Source organism: Cystobacter fuscus DSM 2262 (assembly GCF_000335475.2).
Classification (GTDB): Bacteria; Myxococcota; Myxococcia; order Myxococcales; family Myxococcaceae; genus Cystobacter; species Cystobacter fuscus.
The window spans coordinates 389,975-416,120 of sequence record NZ_ANAH02000064.1 but is presented as its reverse complement, the minus strand read 5'-3'; the positions used below and the strand labels follow the sequence as shown (position 1 = coordinate 416,120).

The 26,146-nt window shown below is 66.9% G+C and carries 19 protein-coding genes; 11 read left to right on the top strand and 8 right to left on the bottom strand.

Annotated features, from left to right (window positions below; all coding sequences use genetic code 11):
* Positions 1-26: 26 nt before the first annotated feature.
* Both D187_RS38935 and D187_RS38930 read right to left on the bottom strand, forming a co-directional pair.
* On the bottom strand, positions 27-2,345 hold the full coding sequence (locus D187_RS38935) for a GH92 family glycosyl hydrolase (RefSeq protein WP_002631526.1): 2,319 nt from the start codon (positions 2,343-2,345) through the stop codon (positions 27-29).
* 344 nt (positions 2,346-2,689) lie between these two features.
* The gene (locus D187_RS38930) at positions 2,690-2,893 is read right to left on the bottom strand and encodes a hypothetical protein (RefSeq protein WP_002631522.1); all 204 of its coding nucleotides are present in this window, start codon (positions 2,891-2,893) and stop codon (positions 2,690-2,692) included.
* Between the two features lie 261 nt (positions 2,894-3,154).
* Between D187_RS38930 and D187_RS59455 the strand changes: the two genes are divergently transcribed.
* From D187_RS59455 to D187_RS38920, 3 genes are all read left to right on the top strand, one after another.
* Positions 3,155-3,310 carry a class III lanthipeptide gene (locus tag D187_RS59455; protein ID WP_002631520.1) on the top strand — a complete coding sequence of 52 codons (156 nt, stop codon included), beginning with the start codon at positions 3,155-3,157 and terminating at the stop codon, positions 3,308-3,310.
* Between the two features lie 91 nt (positions 3,311-3,401).
* Entirely contained in the window at positions 3,402-6,059 is a 2,658-nt protein-coding gene (gene lanKC / locus D187_RS38925; protein ID WP_002631519.1) for a class III lanthionine synthetase LanKC, read from the top strand.
* A 251-nt stretch (positions 6,060-6,310) separates the two neighbouring features.
* On the top strand, positions 6,311-9,106 hold the full coding sequence (locus D187_RS38920; RefSeq protein ID WP_043433699.1) for a YncE family protein: 2,796 nt from the start codon (positions 6,311-6,313) through the stop codon (positions 9,104-9,106).
* Between the two features lie 33 nt (positions 9,107-9,139).
* Here D187_RS38920 and D187_RS38915 read toward each other — a convergent pair whose 3' ends face one another.
* Positions 9,140-10,204 carry a bifunctional UDP-sugar hydrolase/5'-nucleotidase gene (locus D187_RS38915; RefSeq protein WP_002631513.1) on the bottom strand — a complete coding sequence of 355 codons (1,065 nt, stop codon included), beginning with the start codon at positions 10,202-10,204 and terminating at the stop codon, positions 9,140-9,142.
* Between the two features lie 191 nt (positions 10,205-10,395).
* Between D187_RS38915 and D187_RS38910 the strand changes: the two genes are divergently transcribed.
* From D187_RS38910 to D187_RS38885, 6 genes are all read left to right on the top strand, one after another.
* Positions 10,396-10,860: a hypothetical protein gene (locus D187_RS38910; protein WP_002631511.1), complete on the top strand. Its 465-nt coding sequence runs from the start codon at positions 10,396-10,398 to the stop codon at positions 10,858-10,860.
* A 27-nt stretch (positions 10,861-10,887) separates the two neighbouring features.
* Positions 10,888-11,724 carry an SH3 domain-containing protein gene (locus tag D187_RS38905; RefSeq protein WP_081714026.1) on the top strand — a complete coding sequence of 279 codons (837 nt, stop codon included), beginning with the start codon at positions 10,888-10,890 and terminating at the stop codon, positions 11,722-11,724.
* Positions 11,725-12,078: 354 nt separating this feature from the next.
* The gene (locus D187_RS38900) at positions 12,079-12,891 is read left to right on the top strand and encodes a hypothetical protein (RefSeq protein WP_051256733.1); all 813 of its coding nucleotides are present in this window, start codon (positions 12,079-12,081) and stop codon (positions 12,889-12,891) included.
* A gap of 109 nt (positions 12,892-13,000) precedes the next feature.
* Positions 13,001-13,705: a DUF6249 domain-containing protein gene (locus D187_RS38895; protein ID WP_002631505.1), complete on the top strand. Its 705-nt coding sequence runs from the start codon at positions 13,001-13,003 to the stop codon at positions 13,703-13,705.
* Between the two features lie 12 nt (positions 13,706-13,717).
* Complete coding sequence (locus D187_RS38890) at positions 13,718-14,269, top strand: RNA polymerase sigma factor (protein ID WP_002631503.1); 552 nt, start codon at positions 13,718-13,720, stop codon at positions 14,267-14,269.
* Positions 14,266-14,553, top strand: coding sequence for a hypothetical protein (locus D187_RS38885; RefSeq protein WP_002631501.1), 288 nt, complete (start codon positions 14,266-14,268; stop codon positions 14,551-14,553). The genes D187_RS38890 and D187_RS38885 overlap by 4 nt, the downstream gene beginning before the upstream one ends.
* A 31-nt stretch (positions 14,554-14,584) precedes the next feature.
* Here D187_RS38885 and D187_RS38880 read toward each other — a convergent pair whose 3' ends face one another.
* From D187_RS38880 to D187_RS38870, 3 genes are all read right to left on the bottom strand, one after another.
* On the bottom strand, positions 14,585-15,172 hold the full coding sequence (locus D187_RS38880) for a hypothetical protein (RefSeq protein ID WP_002631499.1): 588 nt from the start codon (positions 15,170-15,172) through the stop codon (positions 14,585-14,587).
* Positions 15,173-15,344: 172 nt separating this feature from the next.
* Positions 15,345-17,648: a putative metal-binding motif-containing protein gene (locus D187_RS38875; protein WP_020918570.1), complete on the bottom strand. Its 2,304-nt coding sequence runs from the start codon at positions 17,646-17,648 to the stop codon at positions 15,345-15,347.
* Positions 17,649-17,684: 36 nt separating this feature from the next.
* Positions 17,685-18,602 carry a LysR substrate-binding domain-containing protein gene (locus D187_RS38870; protein ID WP_020918569.1) on the bottom strand — a complete coding sequence of 306 codons (918 nt, stop codon included), beginning with the start codon at positions 18,600-18,602 and terminating at the stop codon, positions 17,685-17,687.
* Between the two features lie 85 nt (positions 18,603-18,687).
* On the opposite strand from D187_RS38870, the gene D187_RS38865 reads away from it, so the two are divergent.
* The gene (locus D187_RS38865) at positions 18,688-19,443 is read left to right on the top strand and encodes a sulfite exporter TauE/SafE family protein (protein ID WP_020918568.1); all 756 of its coding nucleotides are present in this window, start codon (positions 18,688-18,690) and stop codon (positions 19,441-19,443) included.
* A gap of 96 nt (positions 19,444-19,539) precedes the next feature.
* Here D187_RS38865 and D187_RS38860 read toward each other — a convergent pair whose 3' ends face one another.
* Complete coding sequence (locus tag D187_RS38860) at positions 19,540-20,382, bottom strand: zinc metalloprotease (RefSeq protein ID WP_002631447.1); 843 nt, start codon at positions 20,380-20,382, stop codon at positions 19,540-19,542.
* Positions 20,383-20,797: 415 nt separating this feature from the next.
* Here D187_RS38860 and D187_RS38850 point away from each other — a divergent pair, with 415 nt between their 5' ends.
* Complete coding sequence (locus tag D187_RS38850; RefSeq protein ID WP_245591932.1) at positions 20,798-22,207, top strand: serine/threonine-protein kinase; 1,410 nt, start codon at positions 20,798-20,800, stop codon at positions 22,205-22,207.
* Positions 22,208-22,221: 14 nt separating this feature from the next.
* Here D187_RS38850 and D187_RS38845 read toward each other — a convergent pair whose 3' ends face one another.
* A complete protein-coding gene (locus D187_RS38845) occupies positions 22,222-26,055 on the bottom strand; it encodes a DEAD/DEAH box helicase family protein (RefSeq protein ID WP_002631445.1) in 3,834 nt (1,277 codons plus the stop codon).
* Between the last annotated feature and the right edge of the window lie 91 nt (positions 26,056-26,146).

Here is a 26,146-nt window from a genome sequence, read left to right as displayed (position 1 = left end):
CCGCTCGACCTCCCGACGGCGCCCTGCTACGGCGCCTTGTTCATCGGCCTCGCCTGGGGTTTGGTCGCCCAGGAAGTATTGGGTTTGGCCTGCATGGAGAAGTGCAGGCTTCCTCCCGCCAGAAGCTCCTCGTGGCGGAGGAAGCCGCGCTCCAGCGGGCGGCCGTTCAAGGACACCTTGCCGACATAGACATTGGCATCCGAGAGGCCCTCGGCCGTCACGGTGAAGCGCTTGCCATTGGGCAGGTTCAGCGCCGCGCGCTCCACGAAGGGTCGGCCGATGACATACTCATTCGAGCCGGGCGCGACGGGATAGAAACCGAGCGCAGTGAAGACCAGCCAGGAGGACATCTGGCCCAGGTCGTCATTGCCCGACAGCCCGTCCGGCGTGGGCTTGTACTGGCTGTCGACGATCTGCTTGAGCCGGGCCTGGGTGCGCCACGGCGCCCCGGCGAAGGAATACATATACGCGACATGGTGGCTGGGCTCGTTGCCATGGATGTACTGGCCGATCAGCCCGGCGATGTCCTCGGCGTGCGAGTAGTCCAGCTTCGAGTTGTCGTAGTCGAACATGGTGTCGAGCTTCTTGACGACCGCCGCGTCGCCTCCCATGGCCTTGATCAAACCACCCAGGTCCTGCGGCACGAACCAGGAATACTGCCAGGCGTTGCCCTCGGTGTAATCGCTGCCATAGTTGATGGCGGTGGGATCGAAGGGCGTGCGGAAGGCCCCGTCCGCCCGGCGGGCACGGATGAAGCCGCTCTTGGCATCGAAGGTGTTGCGCCAGTTGCCCGCGCGGGCCTCGAAGGTCCGGGCGATGTCCTCCTTGCCCAGGGCGCGGGCCATGCGGGCGATGGTCCAGTCGTCATAGGCATACTCGACGGTCTTGGACGCGGCCTCCGGCTCCCTGTCGATGGGGACGTAGCCCAGGGACGTGTAGTCCCCGAGCCCGCCATAGGGAGCGTAGGTCGCGCTCTGGACCATGGCGTCCAGCGCGGCGTTCGCGTCGAAGCCCCGGATGCCCTTGAGCCAGGCATCGGCGATCACCGGCACGGCGTGATAGCCAATCATCGTCCAGGTCTCGAGCCCGTGGAACTGCCAGACGGGCAGGATGCCGTAGGGGCTGTGCCGCTGGGAGGCGAGCAGCGAATTCACCATGTCGCTGTTGCGCTTCTCCGGCTGGACCAGGAGCAGCAGCGGGTGCTCGGCCCGGAAGGTGTCCCACAGGGAGAAGGTCGAGTGGAAGGTGAAGCCCTCGGCCTCGTGCACCTGATCATCCGGGCCGCGGTAGCGGCCATCGGCGTCGGCGAACACGCTGGGGGCGATCAGGCTGTGATAGAGGGCCGTATAGACGCTGGTGCGCATCGGCGCGGGTGCGTCGAGCTCCACCGCCCCCAGCGCCTGCTCCCAGGCCGCGCGGGTGGCACCGCGCAGGGCCTCGAAGTCGAAACCGGCCTGTTCGCTGTCCAGGTTGAGCAGGGCGTTGTCCTCGCTGACCGCGGAAATGGCGACCTTGACGATGAGCGGTCCATCCAGCGCACCGAACTCGAAGACGCCCTCCAGCGCGCGGCCCTCGAGCTGCGCCCTGTCCGCTGGGCTCCTCCCCGGCTGGCGGAAGCCCTTGTAGACGATCGCCTCGTCGCGATCGTGCAGGGCGTGGGAGACGAGCGGCTTGTTGAAGCGGATGGCGAAGAAGAGCTTGCGCCCGGGGGCCCAGCCGCGCGTCTCGCGGTAGCCGGTCACCGTGCCATCCCGCGCCACGCGCACGCGCGACCACAGCACCTTGCCCGGGTAGTTGTAGATGGACGAGCGCAGATCCAGCAGCACGCCCGCCGGCGCCTTGCCCTCGAAGGTGTAGCGGTGCATGCCGGTGCGCAGCCCCGCCGTCAGCTCGGCGCGCACGCGCGAGTCCGACAGGGTGACGGCGTAGTAGCCCGGCCGTGCGACCTCCCCTTCGTGGCTGAAGCGCGAGCGGTAGCCCGAGCCCGGCTTGTCCGCCTCGCCCGGATCCAGCTTCACCGCGCCCGAGAACGGGGTGAGCAACACGTCGCCCAGGTCCGAGTGGCCGGCGCCGGAGAAGTGGGTGTGCGAGAAGCCCAGGATCGTCGGATCATCGTGGCGATACCCCGCGGCCCAGTCGTAGCTCTGCTTGAACGGGCGCACGTCGGTGTCGGGGCTGAGCTGCACCATGCCGAAGGGCGCGACCGCGCCGGGAAAGGTGTGGCCCTTGCCACCCGTTCCAATGAACGGATCGACCGCGTCATAGGCGGACGGGGCCGCCGCCCTCGCCTCACCGCTCATCGCCCCCAGCAGGGCACCCACCGCGCAGAACATCCCGAGCCGCATCCGTTCACCCCTCGTCGAAGAACATCGCACTCTCATGCCTAGCACGGCCGGCACGGAAACTGGGACAAGGAGTACCTGGAGGCCCTGGAGCAGACCCAGCCCGCACCGGCGCTGGACATCCTGCTGAACGCTCACATCCTCGAGGTCTACGTCTCGGGACGGGAAGGCACCTGGAACGCGACGCTAACGATTGTCTCGGACACGGCCGGAGTGCAGTGGGTGCGGCGGGACAAGGGCACCTTCTCGTACGTCCGCCCTGGTACGACGACGTTTCGCGTCGAGTATCAGGGAGCCATCACGGAGCGTACCATCACCCTTGCTTGAGAAGGCGCCCCGTCCCGGGGTCAGTGGTCGTGCTTGCGCGCGCCTTTACCCTTGCCCTTGTGCCGACACTGGTCTCCATCCCAGTACTCGCTGGGATGACACTGCGGCCGGGACTGGGAGCGGACTCCCTTCCTGGAGGAAGAAGAATGGGTGGCGTCACGGACGTAGATGCAGCCCGGCAGCACGAGCATGAGGGCGGGGATGAGGCAGAAGATGGGTTTCATGGGGTGCGCAGTCTAGCAGACGTCCGATATCCGCATGAAGGGGAGCCCCGACAGGCCCTCGCGCCCTTCCCTCGTCGCTCGGAAACCCACGAACCCGGCCAGCTCCTCTGGCGACCCCGCCCTGCCCACGGAGATGGAGAAAGGCCAGACTGTCTCCCAATGGATAGTCTCCGGCACCGAAGTACCAGCCGTTGAATTCTTGTTTCCCCACTCATACGCTCAGCATGACTCGCCGTGGTGGCGAGTTGAAAGGATCTGGTCATGAACAACGTACTCGCATTGCAGAAGCTCTCCTCGGATACGGGCGAGGAGGCAGTCGGAGACAACTCAGCGGATGGAGGGCAGGAGCCCGCTGCCTCCAACATCAGCCTGGTTGATTGTGAAATGGGTTCGGGCCTGAGTCTCCTGTTGTGCTAGTGAGCAGGCGCCAGTCGAAGTGTGGCGCCACCTGTTGACAGAGAATCATCCCCCGAGGGCATCTGCCTTCGGGGGTGCTGGGAGAGGGAACATGCGCGGCATCGAGCGGCGGGCACGGGAAAACATCCATCTCTTCACGCTTCTGCATCCAGATCGTTATGGGAGCCTGGATGCTTATCAATCGAAGAGCGCCGGGTTCCGGGAACTCCTGATTCGCCTGCTGCCGGCATCCTGGACGGTCGGAAGGAAGTCGGGGATCTGGTGCGAGGCCCAACCCCCCGAGCCCTCCATCCCAGACACTGGCTTCAAGATCCATGTGTCCACGGCGCACGATCGCGCCCGGGAACTCCTGACGGCGGTCGTCCCCCTGCTCGTCGCCGAGCGGGTGGTCTTCAAGGTCCTCGTCGACGAGCTCGTGCTCGACTTGAGCAATTCACACATGTGGGCACGGGGCGCGAGCGGGAAATTCATCACCATCTATCCCGCGGATGTCGGTCAGATGAAGCGGCTCATGGAGCAACTGCACGGCATCACGAAGGACTTCGTGGGCCCCTATATCCTGTCGGACAAGCGGTACGAAGGCAGCCACGTCCTCTTCTATCGTTACGGTGCGTTCCGGAGCCTGGGGCGCCTCAACGCCTACGGAGAGCAGGTGCCCCACCTGCGGATGACCGATGGCCGCCTGCTTCCGGACCCACGCCCTCCGTTCTTCACCCTGCCCCCGGGCGTGGACGATCCCTTCCCGGATGACGATCGGGGGCCCGCCGAGGAGCCCATCCTCCATGGCCGATACAAGGCGCTCTCGGCCATGAGTTCTTCCTCCAAGGGAGGAGTCTATCGGTGCCTCGATCTGACGTCCCGGGTGGAGGTGGTGCTCAAGGAGGCCCGGCCCCTGGTGAACCGGGGGCGCAAGAACCCCTGCGACGCCGTCGATTGTCTCCAGAACGAGTACCGGATCCTCAAGCGGCTGGAGACAACGGGACTGGCTCCCCGTGCGCTCGACTTCTTCCAGGACTGGGAGCACAGCTTTCTCGTCATGGAGCTCGTGCGCGGCAAGAAGCTCAGTGCCCACATGGCCTCCGGACAACTGTCCCTCCTCGCGTCGCCCGCTCCGAGTGCCGACGAGGTGCGGCGCTTCGGTGAGACCTTCCTCGCGGTGTCCAGGAAGCTCATCTCCGCGCTGCGTACCATCCACGCGCAGGGCGTGGTCATCCAGGACATCTCCCCGAAGAACATCCTGTTCGACCTGGAGCGCGATCAGCTCACGTTCATCGACTTCGAGGCCGCGCTCGACCTCCAGAACCCGGAGCAGGGTCCCGTCATCCGGCTGTTCACCCCCGGCTTCGGGGTGGATAAGCCCACGGGCCCGGTTCCCACCTTCCAGGAGGATCACCAGGCCTTGAGCCGGGTTCTCGGTGATTTCCTCTACCCTCCCACCCCCTTCTTCACGCTCGCCTCCCACCAGCGCGAGCCCATGCTCGAGCACTTCGCCCGGGAGAAGGGCATCCCGGAAGCCTTCGTGCGGCTCATCTTTGGAATCGAGCAGGACTTCCAGCGGGCGGACGAACTGCTGGCCGAGGCGGAGCGCAGCTTGGAGGGCATCCGCTCGGTGCAGCGGCTCCCTCCCCGTCGAGACGACAACGCATTGCGCGACTCCCTCGATGGGATCATCCGATACATCGCCGACCAGATCCACACGGGGACGGATCCCCTGGATCTCCCCACGGATTACCGCCGCTTCACCACCAATCGCTTGAGTGCCGCGTATGGAGCGTCTGGCATCGCGCTCTTCCTCCACCGCGTGGGAAGGCCGCTTCCCGAGGTCTTCCTCGAGGCCCTGCTTCGCGAGTCCTCCCAGGTCGACAACCAGCGCTACGCGCCCGGTCTCTATATCGGCAGTGCCGGAATCGCCTGGACGCTCCTGGAACTGGGGCGGAGGAAGGAGGCCGAGGACCTCCTGGACATCGCTGGGCGCTCTCCCCTGCTCTTCGAGAGCGCCGACCTCTTCTATGGAAGCGGCGGATTCGGGCTCACGAACCTGTTCTTCTTCGACCGGCTCGGGGAGGAGAAGTATCTCCAGCGGGCCATGCATGTCTTCGACACGCTGAAGCCAGGCATCCAGTCATCCGAGCAAGGGGACTTCTTCGAAAACAACGGAGATGTCTACCATGGCCTGGCACATGGCGCCTCCGGGCTCGGCTATTTCTGCCTGAAGCTCCACCAGGCGACCGGGCGGCAGGAGCACCTCGAGGCCGCGATCCGGCTCCTGGACTTCGATCTGTCGAGTGCCGATTGGAAGAAGGGTCATCCACGGTTCCACCGTTCCCGGCGGGAATCGGTGTTCTATCCGTACTGGCACATTGGGAGCGCGGGCATTGGCTGTGTCGCGCTGCGCTTCTACGACGTGCTCAGGGACGAGCGGTACGCCCGGCAGGCCCAGGACATCGCGGCGTCGCTCGCGGGCAACTACTCCGTGTTTCCCACGAACTTCGCGGGCATGGCGGGCCTGGGAGGATTCTTCGTGGACCTCCATCGATATACCGGCGCGGAGGTCTGGCGAACGGAGGCCCGGCGGTTCCTGGATCGGGTCATGCTGTTCGCGCTCGAGCGGCCCGCCGGCCTCGTCTTCCCTGGCGAGGATCTCCTCCGCGTCTCCACGGATTACGGCACGGGTTCCGCGGGGACCGGCTCGTTCATCCACCGGCTTCTCACGGGCGGTGGCATTCCCTATCTGGACTTCTCCGCATGAGCAGATGAGCTTGTCGCGGAAGCCGAATACCTGAGCCGGCCCTCGCTCCGTGCCTGTCGTTGGCCGAGGGCATACGCGATGTCCTCGCTCACCTCACAAAGGGTCCCACTCACGCTAGACAAGCGGCGAGCAGGTGCTCGTTCTTTATTCCCCGGCCTTTACAGAACACCTCGCGACAGCGCACCATCACGGTCATTCTTTTGCCTCGCTGTATCCGCGAACGGGGGATTCGCACTCGGCGTGGAGGTGGCATGAAAGCCAGAGACATGGCGTTGCAGTGTGATGTTTGGAAAGCGTTCTTGGCCGCGATGTTCCTCTTGGGAAGCCTGGTGGGCCACGAGGTGTCCGCGGCGCCCTTCACCCTCTTCGAAAGCGGTCAGGTCCGGCCGCTTGCCCTCTCGCCCTCGGGCACCCGCCTCTTCGCCGTCAACACCCCGGACAATCGGCTCGAGGTCTTCCAGGTCCTGCCCACGGGCCTGCTCCACATCTCCTCGGTGGTCGTCGGACTGGAGCCCGTCGCGGTGGCGGCGCGCAGTGACAACGAGGTCTGGGTCGTCAATCACTTGTCCGACAGCGTGAGCGTCGTGGATCTCTCCCCGAATGGGCACGGCGGCTCCGTGGTGCGCACCCTGCTCGTGGGCGACGAGCCTCGCGACATCGTCTTCGCCGGACCGGGCAAGAGCCGCGCCTTCATCACCGCCGCCCACCGCGGGCAGAACGTGCCCTTCAACCCCCAGTTCGCCACGCCGGGCATCGGCCGGGCCGATGTCTGGGTGTTCGATGCCAACAACCTGGGCACCTCGCTCGCGGGCAACCCGCTGTCGATCGTCACCCTCTTCAGTGATACCCCGCGCGCGCTCGCCGCGACGCCCGATGGCTCGCGCGTCTACGCCGCCGCGTTCCACTCGGGCAACCGCACCAGCATCGTCCACGAGATCCTCGTGCCCAACGGTGGCGAGTCGGTGGGCGGCGTCCCCGGCCCCAACGTCAACTTCGAGGGAAAGCCAGCGCCGGAGACCGGCGTCCTCGTGAAGTTCAACGGCACGGACTGGCTCGACTCGCTGGGCCGCTCCTGGACGGACAAGGTGCGCTTCTCCCTGCCGGACAAGGACGTGTTCGTCATCGATGCCACCGCCAATCCCCCGGCGCAGCTCGCGGGCCCGTCTGGCTTCTACTCCGGCGTGGGCACCATCCTGTTCAACATGGCCGTCAACCCGGTGAGCGGCAAGGTGTACGTGAGCAACACCGAGGCCCGGAATGATCTGCGCTTCGAGGGGCCGGGCACCTTCGCCGGCAGCAGCCTGCGGGGCCACCTGCACGAGAGCCGCATCTCGGTGCTCGGCTCCTCGGGCGTCGCGCCCAGGCACCTCAACAAGCACATCAACTACGCCGCCTGCTGCGCCGCCCTTCCCAACGCCGAGAACGACAAGAGCCTCGCCCAGCCACTCGGCATGGTGGTGACCGCCGACGGTGCCACCCTGTACGTGGCCGCGTTCGGCTCCTCGAAGCTCGGCGTCTATTCCACCGCCGCGCTCGAGGCCGACACCTTCGTGCCCGACACCGCCAACCAGATTCCCCTGAGCGGCGGCGGCCCCACCGGCATGGTGTTGGATGAAACCAACGGGCGCATGTACGTGCTGACGCGCTTCGACAACGCCATCTCCGTCGTCGACACCGCCACGAAGCAGGAGGTCGCCCACCTGCCCCTGTTCAACCCCGAGCCGCCGAGCGTGGTGGCCGGCCGCCCCTATCTCTATGACGCGCGCAAGAGCTCGAGCCATGGCGACTCGTCCTGCGCGAGCTGCCACATCTTCGGCGACTTCGACAGCCTGGACTGGGACCTGGGCAATCCGGATGCGGCCTACAAGCTCAACAAGAACCCCATCGTCACGACGCCGCCCGAGTTCGGCACCGATCCCACCTTTGGCCAGGATCCCAACTTCCACCCGGTGAAGGGCCCGCTGGCGACCCAGAGCCTGCGCGGCATGGCCAACCACGGTCCGATGCACTGGCGGGGGGACCGCTCCGGCGGGGAGCTGGCGACGAGCGCCCAGCCAGACAGCGGCGCGTTCAACGAGACCGAGGCGTTCAAGCAGTTCAACCCGGCGTTCATGGATCTGCTCGGACGCTCCGCCCAGCTCACTCCGGCGGAGATGCAGCGGTTCTCGGAGTTCATCCTCCAGGTCGTCTACCCGCCCAATCCCGTGCGCAACCTGGACAACTCGCTCACGTCGGCGCAGCAGGCGGGCAAGGACTTCTTCTTCAACACCACGAGCTTCTTCCATGGCTCGTGCCAGTCCTGCCACCGGCTGGATCCCAACGCCAACCCCGGCGCGGGTCCCTTCAAGGGCTTCTTCGGAACGGATGGCCGCTCGGCGTTCGTCGCGACGGCGCTCTTCCCCAAGGTGCCGCACCTGCGCAACCTGTACCAGAAGGTCGGCATGTTCGGCGTGGCCTACCCCTTCGGCTTCCTCCCCCCGGACCCCTTCATGGGCGATCAGATCCGTGGCTTCGGCTTCAACAGCGACGGCTCGATCGACACGATGATGCGCTTCAACAGCGGGTTCGACCATGATCCGATCTTCAACTCGGTCGGCATCCCGAACACGCCCGCGGGCCACCAGGCCAAGCTGGACATGGCGGAGTACCTCCTCGCCTTCGACACCAACCTGGCGCCCATCGTCGGGCAGCAGGTGACGCTCACCCCCCTCAACGCGATGGTGGCCGGCCCCCGCGTCAACCTCCTGATGGCGCGCGCGAACGTCGGCGAGTGCGACCTGGTGGCCAAGGGCCGCAACGCCCAGAACGAGGTGGGCTTCGCCTACGTGGGCAACGGGCTGTTCAAGAGCGACCGGAAATCCGATCCCCTCCTGGCCGACGCGGCCCTGCGCCTGATGGTGACCACGGGGCTGGGGGCGCTGACCTACACCTGCACGCCTCCGGGCTCGGGCCAGCGCATCGGCATCGATCGCGACCTCGACGGGCACCTGGACGGCGATGAGCGGCTCAACGGGACCGATCCCGCCAACCCCCTCAGCCATCCCTGAGCGACCCGGAAGACCGCGCGGTGGACGCGCCCGTCAGTGCTCGGGCGCCCCACCCGCATGGAGCTTCTCCACCCGCGCCGCGAGCTCGGGGTCTTCGGCCACGCTCGGCCCGAGCACCAGGGCGGACAGGGAGAAGCTCCGGCCGGTCCGCCCGCGCAGTTGGGTGAGATGGGCCCGTGCCTGGGCCTGGCGCTCCTCGAGACCCTTCTGGGTTTCCTGGGAGACCCCCCGACCACGCGCCTCGGAGAGCTGCTGTTCCAACAGCGCCAGGGATTGCTCGGCGCGGGCGAGCTCCGCGGAGTCCACCAGGGGCCCCTCGCCCGAGAGTTTCAACTCCAGGCTCGCCATCCGCTGTCCCAGCTCTCCGGTGGAGACGACGAAGTTGGCGTGATCGTGCCGCGCCACGGTGGGCCGCTTCGAGTCTCCGGACTGGAGGATGAAATCCACGCGCGCTCCCGCCTCCTTCGACAGGCGGAGCGCTTCCTCCATGGGAAGCGACGCCAGCACGAGGCGCAGATCCACCTGGCCCTCGAGCTTCTCGAGTTCGGCGAGGGCCGCGGGAATCGGGGGAGTGCCCACCAGCCCGGGATGCCCCTCGAGACCGGAGAACGCGGGCCCCACCCCCACCACGCCAATCCTCCAGCCTCCCTGGGTGATGATCATCGAGGGCGCGAAGAGCCGCTTGCCCTTCCAGGTGAGGTTGGCCGACAGCGGCTTCATGTTCGCCTTCCTCGCCGCGTCCTGGAGGAACTCGGGACCCGCCGAGAGCTCCAACCGGCCCACGGCCATCGCGGCGGTCCCCAGCCTTCCCATCGTTTCGAGAATGAAGCGGGCCTTGTGCCTGGACGCCTCATCGGCGGTCTCGTTCTTGAAGAGCGCGTTGCCGGTGTCGAGCAGCAGCAGGGGTCCCCTGGCTCGCGCCTGATCGACCACGATCTTGCGCCGGGCGAGCCCCCCCGCGGGCTGATGATCACAGCCACATTGGGCGATCTCTCCCCGGTTGTCCCCTGTCACCAGAAGGGTCAGCTTCGGCTCCTGGGCGCGCGCCACGAAGGCGAGCAACACCCCCAGCACCATCACCGGGACACACCGCTTCATCACGATTCTCCTCCCGCGCCCGGGCTGCCGGGCACGCCGCGCGACGCCCCGGCACCAGGGCCTCGTCGAAAGGAAGGATACCCAAGGAACGGCAAGCTTTTCTTGTTTTATGATTATTTATTGAATACAGTGTTTTCCACATTCGAGGGGCCCGCGCGCGGGCCTTCCAAGCTCCTCAGGAGAACGCCCCCATGTACCGGCACCTGCTCATTGGCGTGACGATCCACGCGGCCCTGGCCCTCACCGGCTGCGGGCCCACGGACGAAGAGGGCTCGACGGAGGGCTCGACGGAGGGACTGGCGGTGCAGGAGGAGGAGCTCATCAGCTGTGACGGACCGCAGGGGGACGCCTACGGCAACGGTCCGGATGGGCCCGCCGTGGTGCGGGAGATCCGCAAGTGGTTCGGGGACGGGGCGCGCGGGGACACCGCGCTCAGGATCGCCCGCTGTGAGAGCGGGTACTGGGCGAACTGCTGTGCGTCCGGCGGAGGGACTCGGGCGCACTACCAGCAGTCCAGCGAGTACAAGGGGCTCTTCCAGATGGGCGCGGCCGAACGGGAGAAGTACGGGTTCACCTGGTGCGCGCCCGCTCAGGTCAAGGCGGCCTTCCATATGTGGCAGGACCGGGGTTTCTCGCCCTGGAGCGCCTGCCTCTGAACCGGTCTCAACGAGCGAGGGGAACACATGCGTCACGCCCGATACATGATCCTGCTCCTGATGGCCGCCTGCGGAGGGGAGCCGGGAGGAGTCGCGAGCCAGACGCTGGTGGGCTCGGATGAGAGCGCCGAGCTACGAGGCCTGGGGCCCGATGGTTCCACCACCGTCGCGCTCCACACCGAGCTCGGAGTGGGCGCTCCCATCAACCTGCGCGAGGCGCCCGCGCCGGACGCGCGGATCCTGATGGTCCTTCCCCAGGGGGCCACCGTGACCGTGGTGGAGCGGACCACCCCCGACAAGGGCTACTACCGCGTGGAGTACTTCGGCCGGACGGGCTGGGCGTACGGGCACCACCTGGAGCTGGCGCTGGTCGCGACGTCGTCCGCGCTGACGGATGAGCAGCAGGAGAACATCCTGGAGCGGGCGCGCCGGTCGGTCGGCTACTCGTATTGGTGGGGAGGCGGCCGCTTCGGATGTGACCTGGGCAGGGGGGACTGCAATGGCTCCTGCCCCGGCTGCACCCACGTGGGTGAAGGGGGCGCGGACTGCTCGGGCATGGTGGCCAAGGCCTGGGCCGTCCCGGCCTCGGCGCCCGGCACGTGTGTGAACGGCCACCCGTACAGCACCGGCGACTTCTCCGGCGCGTCCTACCATTGGCGCACCATCGAGCGGGCGAACATCGCGCCCGCCGATGCCTTCGTCACCCGGGGGAGCGGCCACATCATGATCCGCGGCAGGGGCGTGAGCAGCGCCGGTTGGCCAAACATCATCGAGTGCTCGGGCTGTGCCGCGGGTTGCATCCACCACTACCGCGCGGTCAGCAGCGACGACTACAAGGTCATCCGCCGCGACGCGGAACTCTGAGGTGATGGACCGACTCGTCCAGCCATGAAGACCGCCGCTCCTCGAAGACGCCTCCTGCTCGCCGCGTTGCTCCTCGTGCTCGCGGTGGGCCTTGCCCTTCTCGGGCGAGGGGTGTTCTCACCAGACGCCTCACCCGCAACGGCGAAGGTCTCCGCACGGGGACCGGACTCCCGTCCGGACGGTCCCGCCGCGGACGCTCCCAGGGCCGAGACGGGGCCGAAGACGGGGCCGGTAGCGGAGCCCGCCTCCCGGCGGCCAAGCCCCGAGGGAAACGTCCTGTTCACCGCGAGCTGGGGCCCGGGCAGGGAGCAGTTGGGCCGTCTGAGCGCCCGGGAATCCAATCCCGAGGCCCCCATGTCGCTTTCGGTGGATCGCCAGGGCACGGTGTACGTGCTGGATCAGGTCAACGGGCGCATCTCCCGCCTCGACAAGGACGGACGGCTCCTGGAGCCCCTCGCCGTGTCGCAGCAGGTGCCCCGCGACCTGGTGGTGTCACCCACGGGGAGCGTGCTCGTGATGGACAACCTGCGCGACAACTCCGTCTCGGTCATGGCTCCCAACGGGGAGTTGCTCGGCGAGCTCCCCATCGTCGGCAAGAATCTCGAGCGGGGCGGCCAGGCCGTGGGAATGTTCGCCGACACGAGCGGTGTCTACGTCGAGCGGGGCGAGGGAATGGCCGTACGCGTGGGCGACGCCGCGGGCATGGCGGATCCGGAGCGGCCCCTGCTGGACGGCCGTCCCAGCCGGGACGGTCAGTCGCTGCTGTCCATGGCGGTGATCCAGATGCCAGCGGGGCGGTTCTGGGTGCGCGCCGTGGATCGCGCGAGTGGCCAGATGAAGTTCATGCGCGAGTACACGCTCCCCACTCCGCTGCTCTACCTCGGCCTGCTGGACAGTGATCTGACGGGCCGCATCTATGTCGCCGCCCATGTCGGGCGCGAGCTGCCCATTGATCCAGCCACGGGCCAGGGCGGCACGTGGGCCGATCAGAGCGTCCAGGTGCTGTGTTTGAGCCCGATGGGCGAGGTGCTCAAGACGCTCTCGCTGCCCCCCAACACCATGGCCGAGGAGAGCGTGCGCGATCTGGCCGTGCGCGAGGATGGCCTCCTCCTCTACATGCACCGCACCCAGGAAGGCGTGCGGATCCTCCAGTACACCTGCGAGTGATCCGTGCCACGGCCCCGCGAGGTGCCGGACGCGAAAAAATCCGGGGTTGAATCCAAGAAACCAGGTCCGGGAGTCCTCCCGTCGATAAAACCGACGAGAGGACGCCCTCATGAAATCCCAGCTGCTCACCCTGTGCCTCCTGGCCACCCTCCCCGCCTGGGCCCAGTCCACACCCGCCCCCGAGGCGCCTGAAGCATCCGAAGCGCCCGTCGCCACCCCTCCTCCCGCCGTGCCGCGGTCTCCTCGGCTCGAGGCCCAGCGGCAGGCGCTGGAGGAGCGCCGGAGCGCCCTCGAGGCCCAACGTCAGGCGCTGGAGGCGGACATCCAGCGGTTGGAGTCCGAGGCCCAGCGGATCGACCCCGAGGGCCGACTCGATTCCAATCAGCTCTTCGAGCTCCTCAAGGAGCGCGAGCGGCGGGCGCGCGAGAGCGAGCCCGACATCGCCCCCGTCATCATCTGCATCTCCCTCTTCAGCTGCGTGCTGATGGGGTTCCTCGCGTGGCTGCTGGCCCGCAACCGCAAGCACCACCAGCTCCACCAGACGGTGCGCATGATGGTGGAGAAGGGGGCGGAGATTCCTCCTGGGCTGCTCGCGCCCGCGCCCAAGAAGCCCTCGGATCTGCGGCGGGGCATCATCCTGTCCACGACGGGCGTGGGGCTGACGATCTTCCTGGCCGCCCTTCCCGACTCGGAGGGCGCCTGGGGCGTGGGGGTGACGCTCTTCTTCCTCGGCCTGGGACATCTGCTCGTCTGGCGCCTGCAGCAGGGCCGGAGTCCGCTCGCGACGCACCTCTCGCCCGAGTCCCCGCTGTAGCCGCCGAGAGCCATGTCCTCGCCTCCTGAAACCCCTTCGGATTCCGAGCTCATCACGCGCGTGCTCACGCGGGATGACCGGAGCGCCTTTGGCGAGCTGGTGGCGCGGCACCAGTCCGCGGTGCGCGGCCTGCTACGGCGGCTGACCGGGGGAGACGTGGCGCAGGCGGATGATCTGGCGCAGGAGACCTTCCTGCGGGCCTACCGGGGGCTGCGCGGCTACCGGGGCGGGGCGAAGTTCTCCTCCTGGCTCTACCGCATCGCCTGCAACGCGTACTTCAGCCACGATCGAAGCAGCCGGAACGAGCCCCTGGCGCTGCCCACGGTGGAGGAGGAACTCCCCTCCGCGGTCCACCTGCCGGACGCGCTCATGGATCGCTACGATCTGGAGCGGGCGCTCTCCACGCTCAAGCCACGCGAGCGGGCCGCGCTCGTGCTCACCTACGCCAACGAGCTGACCCACGAGGAGGCGGCGGTCGTCCTCGACTGCCCGCTGGGCACGCTCAAGACCCACGTCGCGCGCGCGAAGGAGAAGCTGCGCCGACGCTTCGAGGAGAACCCATGAACGGCCATGATGACGAGGCCTGGATCCAATCGATGATCCAGCGGCGGCCTCCGTCCGAGTTGTCCGATGGCGGTTTCCAGCACCGGGTGCTCCAGCGCCTGCCCCGGCGCGAGCGGCCCGTGAGACGCCTGCTCGCCCTGGTCACCACCTGGGGAGTGACGGCCGCGTTCTCTCTGCTGTCCTGGGACGCGGGGGTGTTCTCCGCCTCGGGAGGGGTGGCCCCCGTCGTCTCCTTCAGCCTCGGGACGGCCCTGCTCTGGTATGTCGTCGACGCCCTGACGTGAGCCCGGGAAGCGGGCCCACGCGAGGCGTGGGCTAACGCAGGAAGCGCATGGGCTCCGCGCGAATCACCCGCGCCGTGGGCTCGCCCGCGTCCTCCACGTAGGCCACGCGGGCCTCGGTGCCCTCGCTCAGGGCCTCGGGAGGCAGGGCCTTGCCCGCCTGCACGGTGCAGGTGACCTCATCCGTGCGCAGCTTCACGGGCCCCTTGCCCGGCACGTCGACCACCACCAGCCCGTTGGAGCGGAAGTTGATGATGCCGGAGACCACCATGACCTGCTCGGGGGAGTTCAGCGCGTTGGCGCACAGGTGCTTCTCCTCCGCCGAGCCGCCCGAGCCGCCCACGCCCTCGTCCAGGCTCTTGGGCTGCTCGCGCTCGATGTTCAGCTCCCGGGCCACCTGCTCGTAGAGTTCGTGCTTCGCCCCGGCGGGCTCCGCCACGGTGTTCTCCTCCGAGGGGAACTGCCCCGTGTCCACAGTGGCACTGCCACCGCCGCCGACGCTCACCGCGACGGGAGCGGCCTCGTCCGCGCTCGTGGGCGCGGGTGAACGGGCCAACTGACTCGCACACGCCATCGCGCTCGCGCTCAACACCATGCAGCCCACCCGCATCCAGTGCCTCATCGGTCCCTCCCCATGTGGATTGCGAAGACCTCTCGGAGCCGTCCTGATGAACTAGGCATTCCCTCGCCGAGGGGCTACTCCGCCCCACACCCTGAGCCTTCACCCAGGGCACCGCCCGCTCGTCCGCCCGCCCTGGAGGCGATGTGCTGCGCTGTCCTGTCCCCAACGGGGCTCACTGGGGCCAGTGGTAGCGCTTGCCTTTATCGCCCACGACCCAGATGTCCCCCGGATTGTTCGCCGCGATGTCTCGGAACTGACCGGGTGTTGCCGAGCCGAGATCGAACGCCTTCATCCACGCACTGCCGTTGTAACGGTAGACCCTTCCGAGCAGCGTGGAGATGTAGATGGAACGGCTCCCAAAGGCCACTACCGAGCTGAGATGTTCACCCGGCGGAGCGGGCAAGAACTTGCTCCAGTTGGAACCATTCCAACTGAACATGGTTCCATTGTTGCCCACGGCATAGGCCAGCTTGGGATTCACGACCCAGACACCCAGGAGGCTGCCTGCTGCGCTGGGAATGGTCTCTGGACTCCAGTTCCCCGAGGTTTTGTCGAACCGGTAGATACTGGACGTGTTTGCCCCACCGACGGCGAACAGCGTGTCTTGTGAGAGGCCATGCACGTCCGTCAGTTCCTCGTACATAGACTGGGTGTTGTAGCTGGTGCCTTGGGGCATGAGCATCCGGAACGCACGTCCTTTGTCTGGGCCATACGTGTTGAATCCCACGAAATGGGCTTCGATGTCGTTTCCAACGGGGATGGCGGTGACACCCTTGATGTGCGCATCTACGGACTTCTTCCCGGGGTCTACACACTGCATGTTGCTCGGGTCGTACCGCGCCATGAACCCGTCGTTCCCTCCGAGCAGGGCGTCCCCTGAGCCCGGATTCGCGGCAACGCTGTACACGCTCGCCCCTGCCGTGCAGGTGCTGAGGTCCTGGAAGCTCGCCTCTCCAGGTTTGCGCTGATGGAAATTGTCACCGCCAGCGACCCACACGCCTCCATTTCCATAGAGCGCCACGGAATACCAGGTCTCCAAACCTGACGAGGGATAATTCGTCCAAGCTGGAGTCGCAGGACACACGTCCCCTTCATCCTTCTCGGTGTCGCAATCGTTGTCCTCCAGATCGCACACCTCGGCCGCATTAGGGTGGGTGAACCGGTTGCCGTCGTTGCAGTCCCCACCTTGGGTAACGTATCCGGCACCTGGCGTGCCGCACGTCTGGATGACCGAGTTGTTTTCACCGTATTGATCGAGGTCAGTGTCCGCGTAGTACTGCGTGGGCGGCGTCGTGGGTTTGCACAGACTGCTTTTTCCATCACTCGAACACTGCTTCGTGCCCGTGCACGCATAGCCCGCGTCGCACGTTGCGCCTACATCGAAGCCTTCATCCTTCTGGTTGTTGCAGTTGTTGTCCAGCGTGTCGCAGAGTTCCGAGGCGCCAGTGAAGACGTTGTTCTTCGTGTCATCGCAGTCATCCGAGCTGGCGACGTAGCCATTGGGCGCAGTGGAGCCGCAGACCTTCGTCGCCGCGCCTGTTGCGCCATGGCCATCCTGGTCCCCGTCCGGGTACCAGGTGCTCGTCACGACCTTGCACTCGGCCTGGGTAGTCGTGGCACATGCAACCGTGCCTCCACATCCGAGTTCGCCCACGCAGGATGACCCCGTGTTGAATCCCTCATCGATGAGTCCATCACAATTGTCGTTCACCCCATTGCACAGCTCGACAGCGGCTCGGTAGCGCTCCTTGCGGGTATCGTCACAATCGAAGCTGTTGTTCACGTAGCCCGCCGGGTGGGAGCACTGGCTCAGACCCTGTTGAGGATCGCCTTCACCGTCCCCATCCTGGTCGCGGTACCACTGGGGGATGACCCCCTGGCAGCTCATCGCGCCCTGAGGGTCGCAGGCCCAGGTCTGGCATACGGGCCCCGTGCCACACTGCTCGCCGACCTTCTCGAAGCCCTCGTTCAACTTGCCATCGCAGTTGTCATCCCGGGTATTGCACAGCTCCATCTGTCCGGGGTGCACCGCGGCCTCGTCGTCATTGCAATCGGTTCCGCCAGTGACCTTGGAGACATACCCGTCCTCGTCCGCGTCATCCGCCACGAGTGTCAGCGCCATCGAGGAGTAGCCCTGGCCCACGTTGATGGAATCCGACGTGGTGAACACGGGCCTGTCCGAGCACTGCTGTTCGAACGCCTCCGCGGTGATGGTGATCGTCGGCCCCCACCCCTCCTTCGCGGGGAGCACCGCCACCTTCACCTGCTCGCCACGCTTCTTCCCCGCGAGCGCGTGCTGGATTTCCGACGTGCGCTCCCCGCCCACGCCTTGCTTATCCTTGACGGTCACCCGGATGCAGCCGGGTTTGAAGTTCGGAAAGGAGATGGTGAGCTTCACCCCTCCCTCTCCCTCGTTACGACAGCCAACGCCCATGCAGGCCATCAGGCCCACCAGCAATACGAGACGTGAGAACATGGCCGGGCATCATGCCCTACTTCAACGCACGGCCCATCAAATGGCTCGCCCCCGTCCACCCCGGCTGGACCCGTCCGCCCGGAGTGTCTCGACGAGCAACCGGGCCTGGACGGACAGGGCCGCGTGGTCGCGCACGCACAGGATGAGCCGGCGCGTGGCCCAGGCGTCACTCAACGCCACCCGGCGGATCGCCATCGAGCGCTGGCAGCGCCGGGCCGCCGCCTCCGGAATCACCCCCACGCCCACGCCGCGCTCCACCATGCGGCAGAGCGCGTCGAAGCTGCGCAGGCGCACCCGGTAGCGCGGCCGCCGTCCGAGCCGCGCCGCATGCCACGCCAGGTGCTCCTGGAGCGCGCTGCCCTCGCCCAGGCCCACGAAGGGCTCGTCGAGCACCTCGGCGAAGGCGACTGTCCGGCGCGCCGCGAGCGGGTGCCCTCGCGCCATCACCACCACCAGCCGGTCCTCCTGGAACGCGAACGTCTCCAGCGCGCCGAGCTCCACCGTGTCCGCCACGAGCCCCACCTCGGCCCGCCCCTCGGCCACCGCCTGGACGATCTCGTGGCTGAGCCGCTCCTCCAGCTCCACATCCACCTCGGGATGCGCGGTGAGGAAGGCGCTGAGCGCCTCGGGGAGGAACTCGGTGAGGGCCGCGGTGTTGGACAGCAGGCGAACCTGGCCCCGCACCCCACCCGCGTAGCCACCGAGCTCACCGCGCAGGTTCTCCACCTGCCGCAGCACGGCGCGGGCCTGCTGGGCCAGCGCCCGGCCCGCCGGCGTGGGCCGCACCCCGCGCCGCTCGCGCTCCAGCAGCGCCACCCCCAGCTCGTCCTCCAGGCCGCGGATGCGCGCGCTGGCCGAGGCGAGCGCGAGGTGGGCCCGCTCCGCCCCGTGGGTGATGCTGCCCGCCTCCACCACGAGGAGGAACAGCCGCAGATCCGTCAGGTCCAAGCCCATCGCTCCTCCTGCCTTCGTGGAAAGCGAAGGCTGCCCGCGTTTCTTCCACATTGTCTGGAGGGAGGGACGTCCGCAAGCTCACGCCATGAACCTGCTCTCCACGACCCCCTGGCTCCTCGGCGCGGGCCTGCTCGCGGGGGCCATGAACGCCGTGGCGGGAGGTGGCACGTTCGTCACCCTCCCCGCCCTCGTCCTGGCCGGTGTGCCTTCGGTCGTCGCGAATGCATCCAGTACCGTCGCCCTCTTCCCGGGAGGACTCGCCAGCACCTGGGCCTATCGCGCCGACCTCTCGCCCCCGCGAGGCGTGTCGCTCCGCGCCCTGGTGGCGGTGAGTCTGGCCGGGGGGCTCGTGGGCGCGCTGCTGCTGGTGCTCACCCCCCGAGCCGCCTTCGACCAGCTCCTGCCATGGCTGCTCCTGCTGGCCAGCGGCGTGTTCGTGCTCGGGGCCCGGCCGGGCCTCATGCCTGGCCCGCGGGTCCGCTCCTCTCCCGCCGTGCTGCTCTCGCTTCAATTCCTGCTCGCCATCTATGGCGGCTACTTCGGGGGCGCGGTCGGCATCATGATGATGGCGGTCTGGAGCCTGCTGGGCCGCTCGGACTTGAAGGTCCTCAACCCCCTCAAGGCGCTGCTGGTGACCGCCACCAACACCATCGCCGTGCTCTGCTTCGTCGTGCTGGGCGCGGTGTCCTGGCCCGAGACCCTGCTCGTGCTGGGAGCCGCCGTGGTGGGGGGCTACGCGGGCGCGCGGCTCGCCCGGCGGATGGACTCCCGGCACCTGCGGCTCGGCGTCACCGGGTTGTCCCTCCTGCTGACGATCGCGTACTTCCTCCGGGCCGGATGAGCGGTGCCGCGCCTGGAAACGCGCTCGGGATGAAAAGCAAAACGCCGGAGCGCGTGGAGCGCCCCGGCGTCGGTCCTTCGGAAACTCAGGCTCGAATCACAGACCGCGGTACTGAATCACCAGCGAGTCCATGCGGTCGTTCTGACCGGTGGAGAAGGTGTTCATGCACGAGTCGTCGGTGTAGTCCATGAAGTTGGTGATGGGATCCACGCCCGCGGTGGTGCAGGTGTCGCGGCCGCTCGGGCAGCCGTAGGCGGCGGAGGACTCGGCCGGGGTGTCGTTCACGTAGTCACCCGTGGCGGTGCAGCCGCCCTGGAACGTGTGGTACAGGCCCAGCCAGTGGCCGACCTCGTGGGTGGCCGTGTCGCCCTCGTTGTAGGGGGCCGCGGTGCCACCGGGCAGCGAGCTGTAGAGGATGACCACGCCGTCCAGGCTCGGCTGCGAGGCGTAGCTGGAGGGGAAGGTCGCCCAGCCCAGCAGGCCCTGGCCCATGTTGTTGGAGTAGACGTTGAGGTCGGCCGCGGTGCCCTTGCGCAGCGCCGCCTTCATCTTCTTCTCACAGGCGCCACCGCTGCACGTGTACCAGGAGGAGTTGGTGGTGCGGTCCGTGCCCACCAGGGTGAACGTGAAGGGCGTCGTCTTGTAGGCGGCGTTGAGCACGGAGATCTGGCTGGCGATATCCGCGTCCGAGATGTTGCCCTGCGAGGTGCTGGTGCCGTTGTTGATGACGTGCCAGTAGACCTTGATGTTGACCGAGCCCGCGGCGCGCGCCTGCGCCCGCACTCGGCCGGCCAGGGCCTGCTCCACGCTCTGCTTCTCCTCGGCGCTCAGCTCCTGGGTCGCGCAGCCGCGCACCACTTCCTGCTGCGTCGCCTCCTCCGCGGGCGCCTGCTCCACCTCGGTGCACCCACCGAGCGCCAGCACAGAACCCAGAACCACCGCGAACTTTCCACTCATCGAGACAACGCCACGGAACATTCCAGCTCCTCGGGAAAAGTTGGAAGTACTTATATCTCAAGAAAAGAGAATCAACAATGGAGAATCTGCTCTTACTGAAAAAATCCTCCATCACGGAGAGAGCAGGAAGAAAGGCTGACAGTGAAGAACAGGCGCCGGGGTGTATGGACTACCCTGGCACACAGGGGACGACCTGCCGCGGGTTGGGATTGCCCTCCGGGAAGGTGACGCCCAGCGCCGCGGCGACGGAGCCCTGCCCCTCCGGGATGGGAAGCGGTTCAATGGGCCAGACGGAGGAGGTAAGCTCCCAGGAGCGACTCGGGAGGTGGGGCGAATGCGCGGGGTGATGACGCGGCCCTCGATTCCACCGGAAGCACTGCTCAAGGAGTGTCTGCGCATGAACCCTGGAAAGATGGCCGTGTATCCGGACTCCCTGGAGCCAGGAACGCGAGTGGGCCGTTGGCGCGTGGTGGAGTCCTTGGGCGTGGGCGGCCAGGGCGCCGTCTACCGCGTGGAGGACATGGACCACCCGGGAGATTTCCATGCACTCAAGCTCGCCCTGCATGCGCGTGATGGACGGGCCGAGCGAGAGGTGGCGTTGATGCAGGCCCGGGCCGCGCACCCCCATGTGGTGGGCTTCCACGGCTGTGTGCGCTGGCCCCACCCACACGAGGGCGGCCTGGGCTTCGTCATGGACTGGGTGCCCGGCCTGGCCTTGCACCAGTGGGCCGAGACGGGCGACACCACCTTCCGACAGCTCACCACCGTGGGCGCCACGGTGGCGCTCACCTTGGGCGAGCTGCACGCCCGGGGCGTCCTGCACCGCGATCTCAAACCCGAGCACATCCTCATCCGGGCGTCGGATGGGCAACCGGTGCTACTCGACTTCGGCGTGGGCTGGTACGAGGGCGCCGCTCCGCTCACCACCGGCCCGCTGCCGCCGGCCACCCTATACTTGCTCAGTCCCGAGGCCATTCGCTTCCTCTGGGACAGCCCCCGACGCCCCGGCGCGCACTACGCCTTCCAGGCGGGTGATGACCTGTATGCCCTGGGCGTGAGCCTGTACCGGGCCACCACCGGGCATTACCCCTTCTCCGAGTGGCTGCCGCCGGACCTGTTGCAGTACGCCATCGTCCATCAGCGAGTGCCCGCCCCCATGGACGTCAACCCCCGTGTGCCTCACGCCTTGAGTGAGGTGATTGTGCGCCTGCTGGCGAAGAACCCACTGGAGCGCTACGCGAGTGGCGCGGCGGTCCACGCGGCGCTGGTCGACGCGGCTTCGCGTGCGCCGGGGGAATGGGACGTTCCCATCTTCATCACCGAAGAGGAGCCGCCTGGGCAGGAAGGAGACAAGCCCCAGCGGCGCATCCTGCGGCCCGAGAGACCCAGACCCGCCTGGACGTTCTCGCCCCCTCCGCCCCTGCCCCATGCAGCCCGCGAGGAGAGAAGAGGCCATTGGCCGCGGAGGCTCGCGCTCGCCACGGCGATGCTGCTGGCGATGGTGCCCATGACACTCGCTCGCAGAGACGCCAGGGTCGACGGGAGTTGGGTGGCGGATGTCCATGTTGACCCCGCCGCCGAGCCATCCACGGAGGCCCCCTTGCCCATGAAGAACCAGAAGCGGGCCCCGTGCACGGCGAGGCTCGAAGTGGAGGTCTCCGGCGCGTGCTGGCTTCGGCTCTGGGACAGGCCGCCGAACTGCCCACCCCAGACAGTCGCATATGGCGGGAAGTGTCTCTGGCCCGTTCCAAAACCCCACCCCGACATCCCCACCAGCGTCGACGCGGGGACGCCAGAGGCCCAGTGAGAGACAGAGAAGACCTATCTGACATCGAAAGGAGCGCCGAGCGCCTTCCATGTATCGGAGTCGACGGGCTCAGGAAGAACCCAGGCTCCCTCACTCTCATTCCAGCGTGCAACCCCGGCGTACCTCCAGGAGCCACCAGGTTCCATGCGCGTCAACACGAAGGCGGTCTCCGCTGGATTTCGAACGGAGATGATCGGTTCGAGGCGATCGGGTGTCTTGAGGCGGCCCGGCTGGTCGACGCAGAGGAACAAATGGCCATGGTAACGCCCCGTTTTCGGGGCCGAGGGGAGTCCGAACGCGCTCATGACTCCCTCGTCGTCGAGCAGCACGCCAGCAAAGGGACCCAGTCGCTCTGGTGGAATGACCTCCACGAGCTGCGCGATGGGCTTCACCTCCTCCGTGACCTCGATAGAAGGATGCTCTGGGTTTTCGGAGCGAAGCAGCCAGTGCGTGCCGTGCCGGACGATGCGTTTGACCTGATAGGCATGACCCGAGGTGTCCGGTACCTGGAGGAGCGCGACATGTCCGCTCAGCGCGCCAACACCCATGCCCCGGACGTACCGCATCACCAACCAGTCCCCGTCCCGGATGGGCCGCTCTCCACCCATCATGGAATCGCCCGACGCACGTACGGCGAAGAGGTCATCCGAGCTCGACGTCAGCGGTAGCTGAACGCGTCCCTCCTCCGGTGCGCCCGCCAGTGAGTCATTGGCTGCTCCCGCGGCGGCTTTCAGGCTGGGGAATGCAACGAGAGCCCTCCTGGACAGGAGTGGAGTGATCGATGCACCGAGTGGCTCGAGATGCCAGCCGCTCGTGTCCTGAGTGAACCGCACCTGGAAGGCGGTTCCCGAGGCACCCGCCTTGGGACCAAACCATTGGCGAAGCAACTCTGGCAAACGATTGGTCTCCCTGGCCAGACCCGCTGGCCAGGCCTTGTTGACGGCGATCTTCACGAAGAGGAACTTCCATCGGCTGCCATCAGGCAGTGTGACGATGACCGGCCCCTCCTTCTTGCTGTCGGGGATGCCCGGCCGTCCACTTCGGGAAGGCAGCATCAGGATGGGCATATCGCTGGAGTTGTGGATCACCTTGGCGTCGAAGCCATCTGGATGGGTGTTCGCGTGCCCTTGGCCCACGAACCTCGCCAACCGGTAATCCACCAGCTCCTGGGTCATGGCATGGAAAGCATCCCGTGTTTCCACTCCGATGGGGAGGAGAGGAACAAGACGCTCCCCATCGACACGGAACAAGACCTGGTCATCGAGGGCCTTGACCCCTTCCAGGTCCTTGCCAAGCTCGGGACGCTGTCGGAGCAGGAGCAAGCTGCTTGAGGCCAGCTCCGCGAGTGGCATTCCTCCTTCGAGCGCATGGGCATCCAGGAGCACCTGGAGAACCACCATCTTGAAGCTCTTGCTCATCGGGGTGCTCTCGAGAGCCTCGAACCAGTCCTTGCCTCGATTCTCCAGGGCCTTCGCTTCCGCGCTCGTCAAATCTCCCTGGCTCCCGACGAACTGGAACCAGCCCTGCTTCAGGGCCGACGGTAGATAGCCCAGGCGGTACAGCTCTCCCATCGTGGGTCGTCTTCCCCAGGCGTGCCGAAGCTCGCGATACATCCGCGCGACTTCGCTGCTCCCCTTGGGCACCATCTTCGCCAACAACCTCTTGGCTTCCAACTCCACTTGGACGGAACAGCCCGGCGGAAGGGTGGGCTCCTTGTCATGGACAAGGAAATCCTGGAGCAATGGGGTCGAGGGACCCATCCCAAGGGAGAGCAGGGTTTGGACACGGTCCAGGAACATCCGGTGGTTGCCCACGAAGTCGATGATCGTGACGGACGTCTTCTTGTCGGCCTTGCGCAGACCTCGCCCGAGTTGCTGCATGAAGACCACGGGGGACTCAGTGGGGCGCAGCATCACCACCCGGTCCACGGTTGGAAGATCGATTCCCTCGTTGAAGATGTCCACGGCGCAGATGGCATCGAGGCCGCCGTTGACCAGACTGGACAGGGCCTCCGCGCGGTCATCCGATTCCGCTCCGGAATGGACCGCCACGGTCCGTACACCCTTCTGTCGCAACCAGTCACGGACATACTCGGCATGAGGCACGGAAGCGCAGAACACCAGGGTCCGGGTCGCCGGGTGTTGCTCCCAGGCCTCCCACATCTTCCGCATTCGAGCTTCTGTTTGTACCGCCGCCGCCAATTTCGCTGGATCGAAACGCCGGTTGCGCCACGGAATGTTCTCGTAGGCGACGTCATCCTTCAATCCATGATAGGCGAAGGGCACCAACAGCTCGCGTGAAATGCCTTCCGCGAGGTCGGCCCGGTAGACGACATTGTCCTCGAACAGGCCGAAGATGTCCCCTGCATCCGTCCGCTCGGGGGTCGCGGTCAGCCCGAGCAGGAAGGTGGTCCGCAAGCACGCCAGGATGCCACGGTAGCCTGGCGCCGAGGCATGGTGGACCTCGTCGATGACGACGTAATCGAAAGGCGGAACCCCGCTCAGCCATGCGAGGTTTTCAGGGCGCGAGAGCTTCTGTACCGAGGCGAAGAGCACATCGGCGTCCAGTTCCCTCCGGGCGCCGACGAACCAACCAAATTCCGAGTGCGGGAGGTAGGAGCGGAGCGTCGTCGCGGCTTGCATCAGCAATTCGGAGCGGTGCACGAGGAACAGGACGCGAGCGCGCCGTCCCAACGCGGCCTCGACTTTCGCGATGTCGATTGCCGCCACGAGGGTCTTGCCCAGGCCCGTCGCCATGATGACGAGCGCTCGCCGCCGCCCACTCTGTCGGCTGCTCTCGAGCGCGGCGAGTGCTTCACGCTGAATCCCGTGGGGCTCGCGTGTCCTGGGCACGGGCACCGGCTCTTCCACGAGTCCTTCCGCTTCGGGTGGCGGGGACTGACGCGGTGGTCGTGACTGAGCCGCTTCCCGCTCGTACCGGGTGATCCACGCCGCGTCGAAGCGTCTGGCCCGCAACCACCACGCCTCGAAGGCGTCCACCGCATCCTGGTAGGCCCGGGGGTTCTGATCACGCTCGACGGGAAGGTTCCATTCGACACCTGTCTTCAACGCCGAGTGGGAAACGTTGCTCGAGCCCACGAACGCGACCGCCAGTTCGGGTCCCTCGAAGCGCCAGGACTTCGGATGGAATGCGCGGCCGATGTCCTTCACCTCCACTATCCGCGCTTCGAACACGCCCGCGCCCTCTTCTCGCTGCGCCTGGTTCGCGTTCATCCAGTCCAGGAGTTGGCGAAGAGCGGATGCCCCGGTGATGGACATGTAATCCCCGGTCAGCAGCCGGACCCGCGCGCCTCGCGACAAGGCGTCCTGGACCAAGGCGTACAGCACCGCGAGCCCGCTTTCCTGCACGAAGGCAGCCAATACCGACACATCCGTGGCCTGGGCGAAGAGCGGCTCCAGGTGCCAGAGGAAGGGATCCTTCACGCCTCCCGTGGCCAGTGGCTTCGCCGGAGTCCGGAGATAGTTCCCCTTGCTGGGAATCACATGCCGCACCCCACCCCTCGGGTCCGCCATGTCCCCCTGGTGACGTGGAATCACATGCACATGCAGGTGCGGTACCGTCTGCCCCGCCGCACCTCCCACGTTGATGCCCAGGTTGTACCCGTCCGGCTTCGGGTCAGTTCCATCCAGCCCGCGCTTCACCACATCGACCAGCTCGAAGAGCGCCCGCTGTTCCTCGGGCGTGGCCTCGAACCAGGAGGCCACGAGCCGGCGCGGAATCACCAGCGTGTGCCCCGGACTCACCGGGTACTTGTCCCGGATGGCGAAGGACAGGGTGTTGGACGCCACCCAACTGGACTCGGGCACATCGAGGAAGGGGGAACTCACGCGTGAACCCTACTCCACGTGGTCTGTTCCCCAGAACCACCGCACCAGCTCTCTTCTCGATGACGAGGCCGTGCAGTGGATGGCCTCCGGC

What these genes read in the sequence shown, in the direction of transcription:
- D187_RS38935 (WP_002631526.1), bottom strand. Translation starts at nt 2,345, where the DNA reads ATGCGGCTCGGGATGTTCTGCGCGGTGGGTGCCCTGCTGGGGGCGATG.
- D187_RS38930 (WP_002631522.1), bottom strand. Translation starts at nt 2,893, where the DNA reads ATGAAACCCATCTTCTGCCTCATCCCCGCCCTCATGCTCGTGCTGCCG.
- D187_RS59455 (WP_002631520.1), top strand. Translation starts at nt 3,155, where the DNA reads ATGAACAACGTACTCGCATTGCAGAAGCTCTCCTCGGATACGGGCGAG.
- lanKC (WP_002631519.1), top strand. Translation starts at nt 3,402, where the DNA reads ATGCGCGGCATCGAGCGGCGGGCACGGGAAAACATCCATCTCTTCACG.
- D187_RS38920 (WP_043433699.1), top strand. Translation starts at nt 6,311, where the DNA reads ATGAAAGCCAGAGACATGGCGTTGCAGTGTGATGTTTGGAAAGCGTTC.
- D187_RS38915 (WP_002631513.1), bottom strand. Translation starts at nt 10,204, where the DNA reads ATGAAGCGGTGTGTCCCGGTGATGGTGCTGGGGGTGTTGCTCGCCTTC.
- D187_RS38910 (WP_002631511.1), top strand. Translation starts at nt 10,396, where the DNA reads ATGTACCGGCACCTGCTCATTGGCGTGACGATCCACGCGGCCCTGGCC.
- D187_RS38905 (WP_081714026.1), top strand. Translation starts at nt 10,888, where the DNA reads ATGCGTCACGCCCGATACATGATCCTGCTCCTGATGGCCGCCTGCGGA.
- D187_RS38900 (WP_051256733.1), top strand. Translation starts at nt 12,079, where the DNA reads ATGTCGCTTTCGGTGGATCGCCAGGGCACGGTGTACGTGCTGGATCAG.
- D187_RS38895 (WP_002631505.1), top strand. Translation starts at nt 13,001, where the DNA reads ATGAAATCCCAGCTGCTCACCCTGTGCCTCCTGGCCACCCTCCCCGCC.
- D187_RS38890 (WP_002631503.1), top strand. Translation starts at nt 13,718, where the DNA reads ATGTCCTCGCCTCCTGAAACCCCTTCGGATTCCGAGCTCATCACGCGC.
- D187_RS38885 (WP_002631501.1), top strand. Translation starts at nt 14,266, where the DNA reads ATGAACGGCCATGATGACGAGGCCTGGATCCAATCGATGATCCAGCGG.
- D187_RS38880 (WP_002631499.1), bottom strand. Translation starts at nt 15,172, where the DNA reads ATGAGGCACTGGATGCGGGTGGGCTGCATGGTGTTGAGCGCGAGCGCG.
- D187_RS38875 (WP_020918570.1), bottom strand. Translation starts at nt 17,648, where the DNA reads ATGTTCTCACGTCTCGTATTGCTGGTGGGCCTGATGGCCTGCATGGGC.
- D187_RS38870 (WP_020918569.1), bottom strand. Translation starts at nt 18,602, where the DNA reads ATGGGCTTGGACCTGACGGATCTGCGGCTGTTCCTCCTCGTGGTGGAG.
- D187_RS38865 (WP_020918568.1), top strand. Translation starts at nt 18,688, where the DNA reads ATGAACCTGCTCTCCACGACCCCCTGGCTCCTCGGCGCGGGCCTGCTC.
- D187_RS38850 (WP_245591932.1), top strand. Translation starts at nt 20,798, where the DNA reads ATGAACCCTGGAAAGATGGCCGTGTATCCGGACTCCCTGGAGCCAGGA.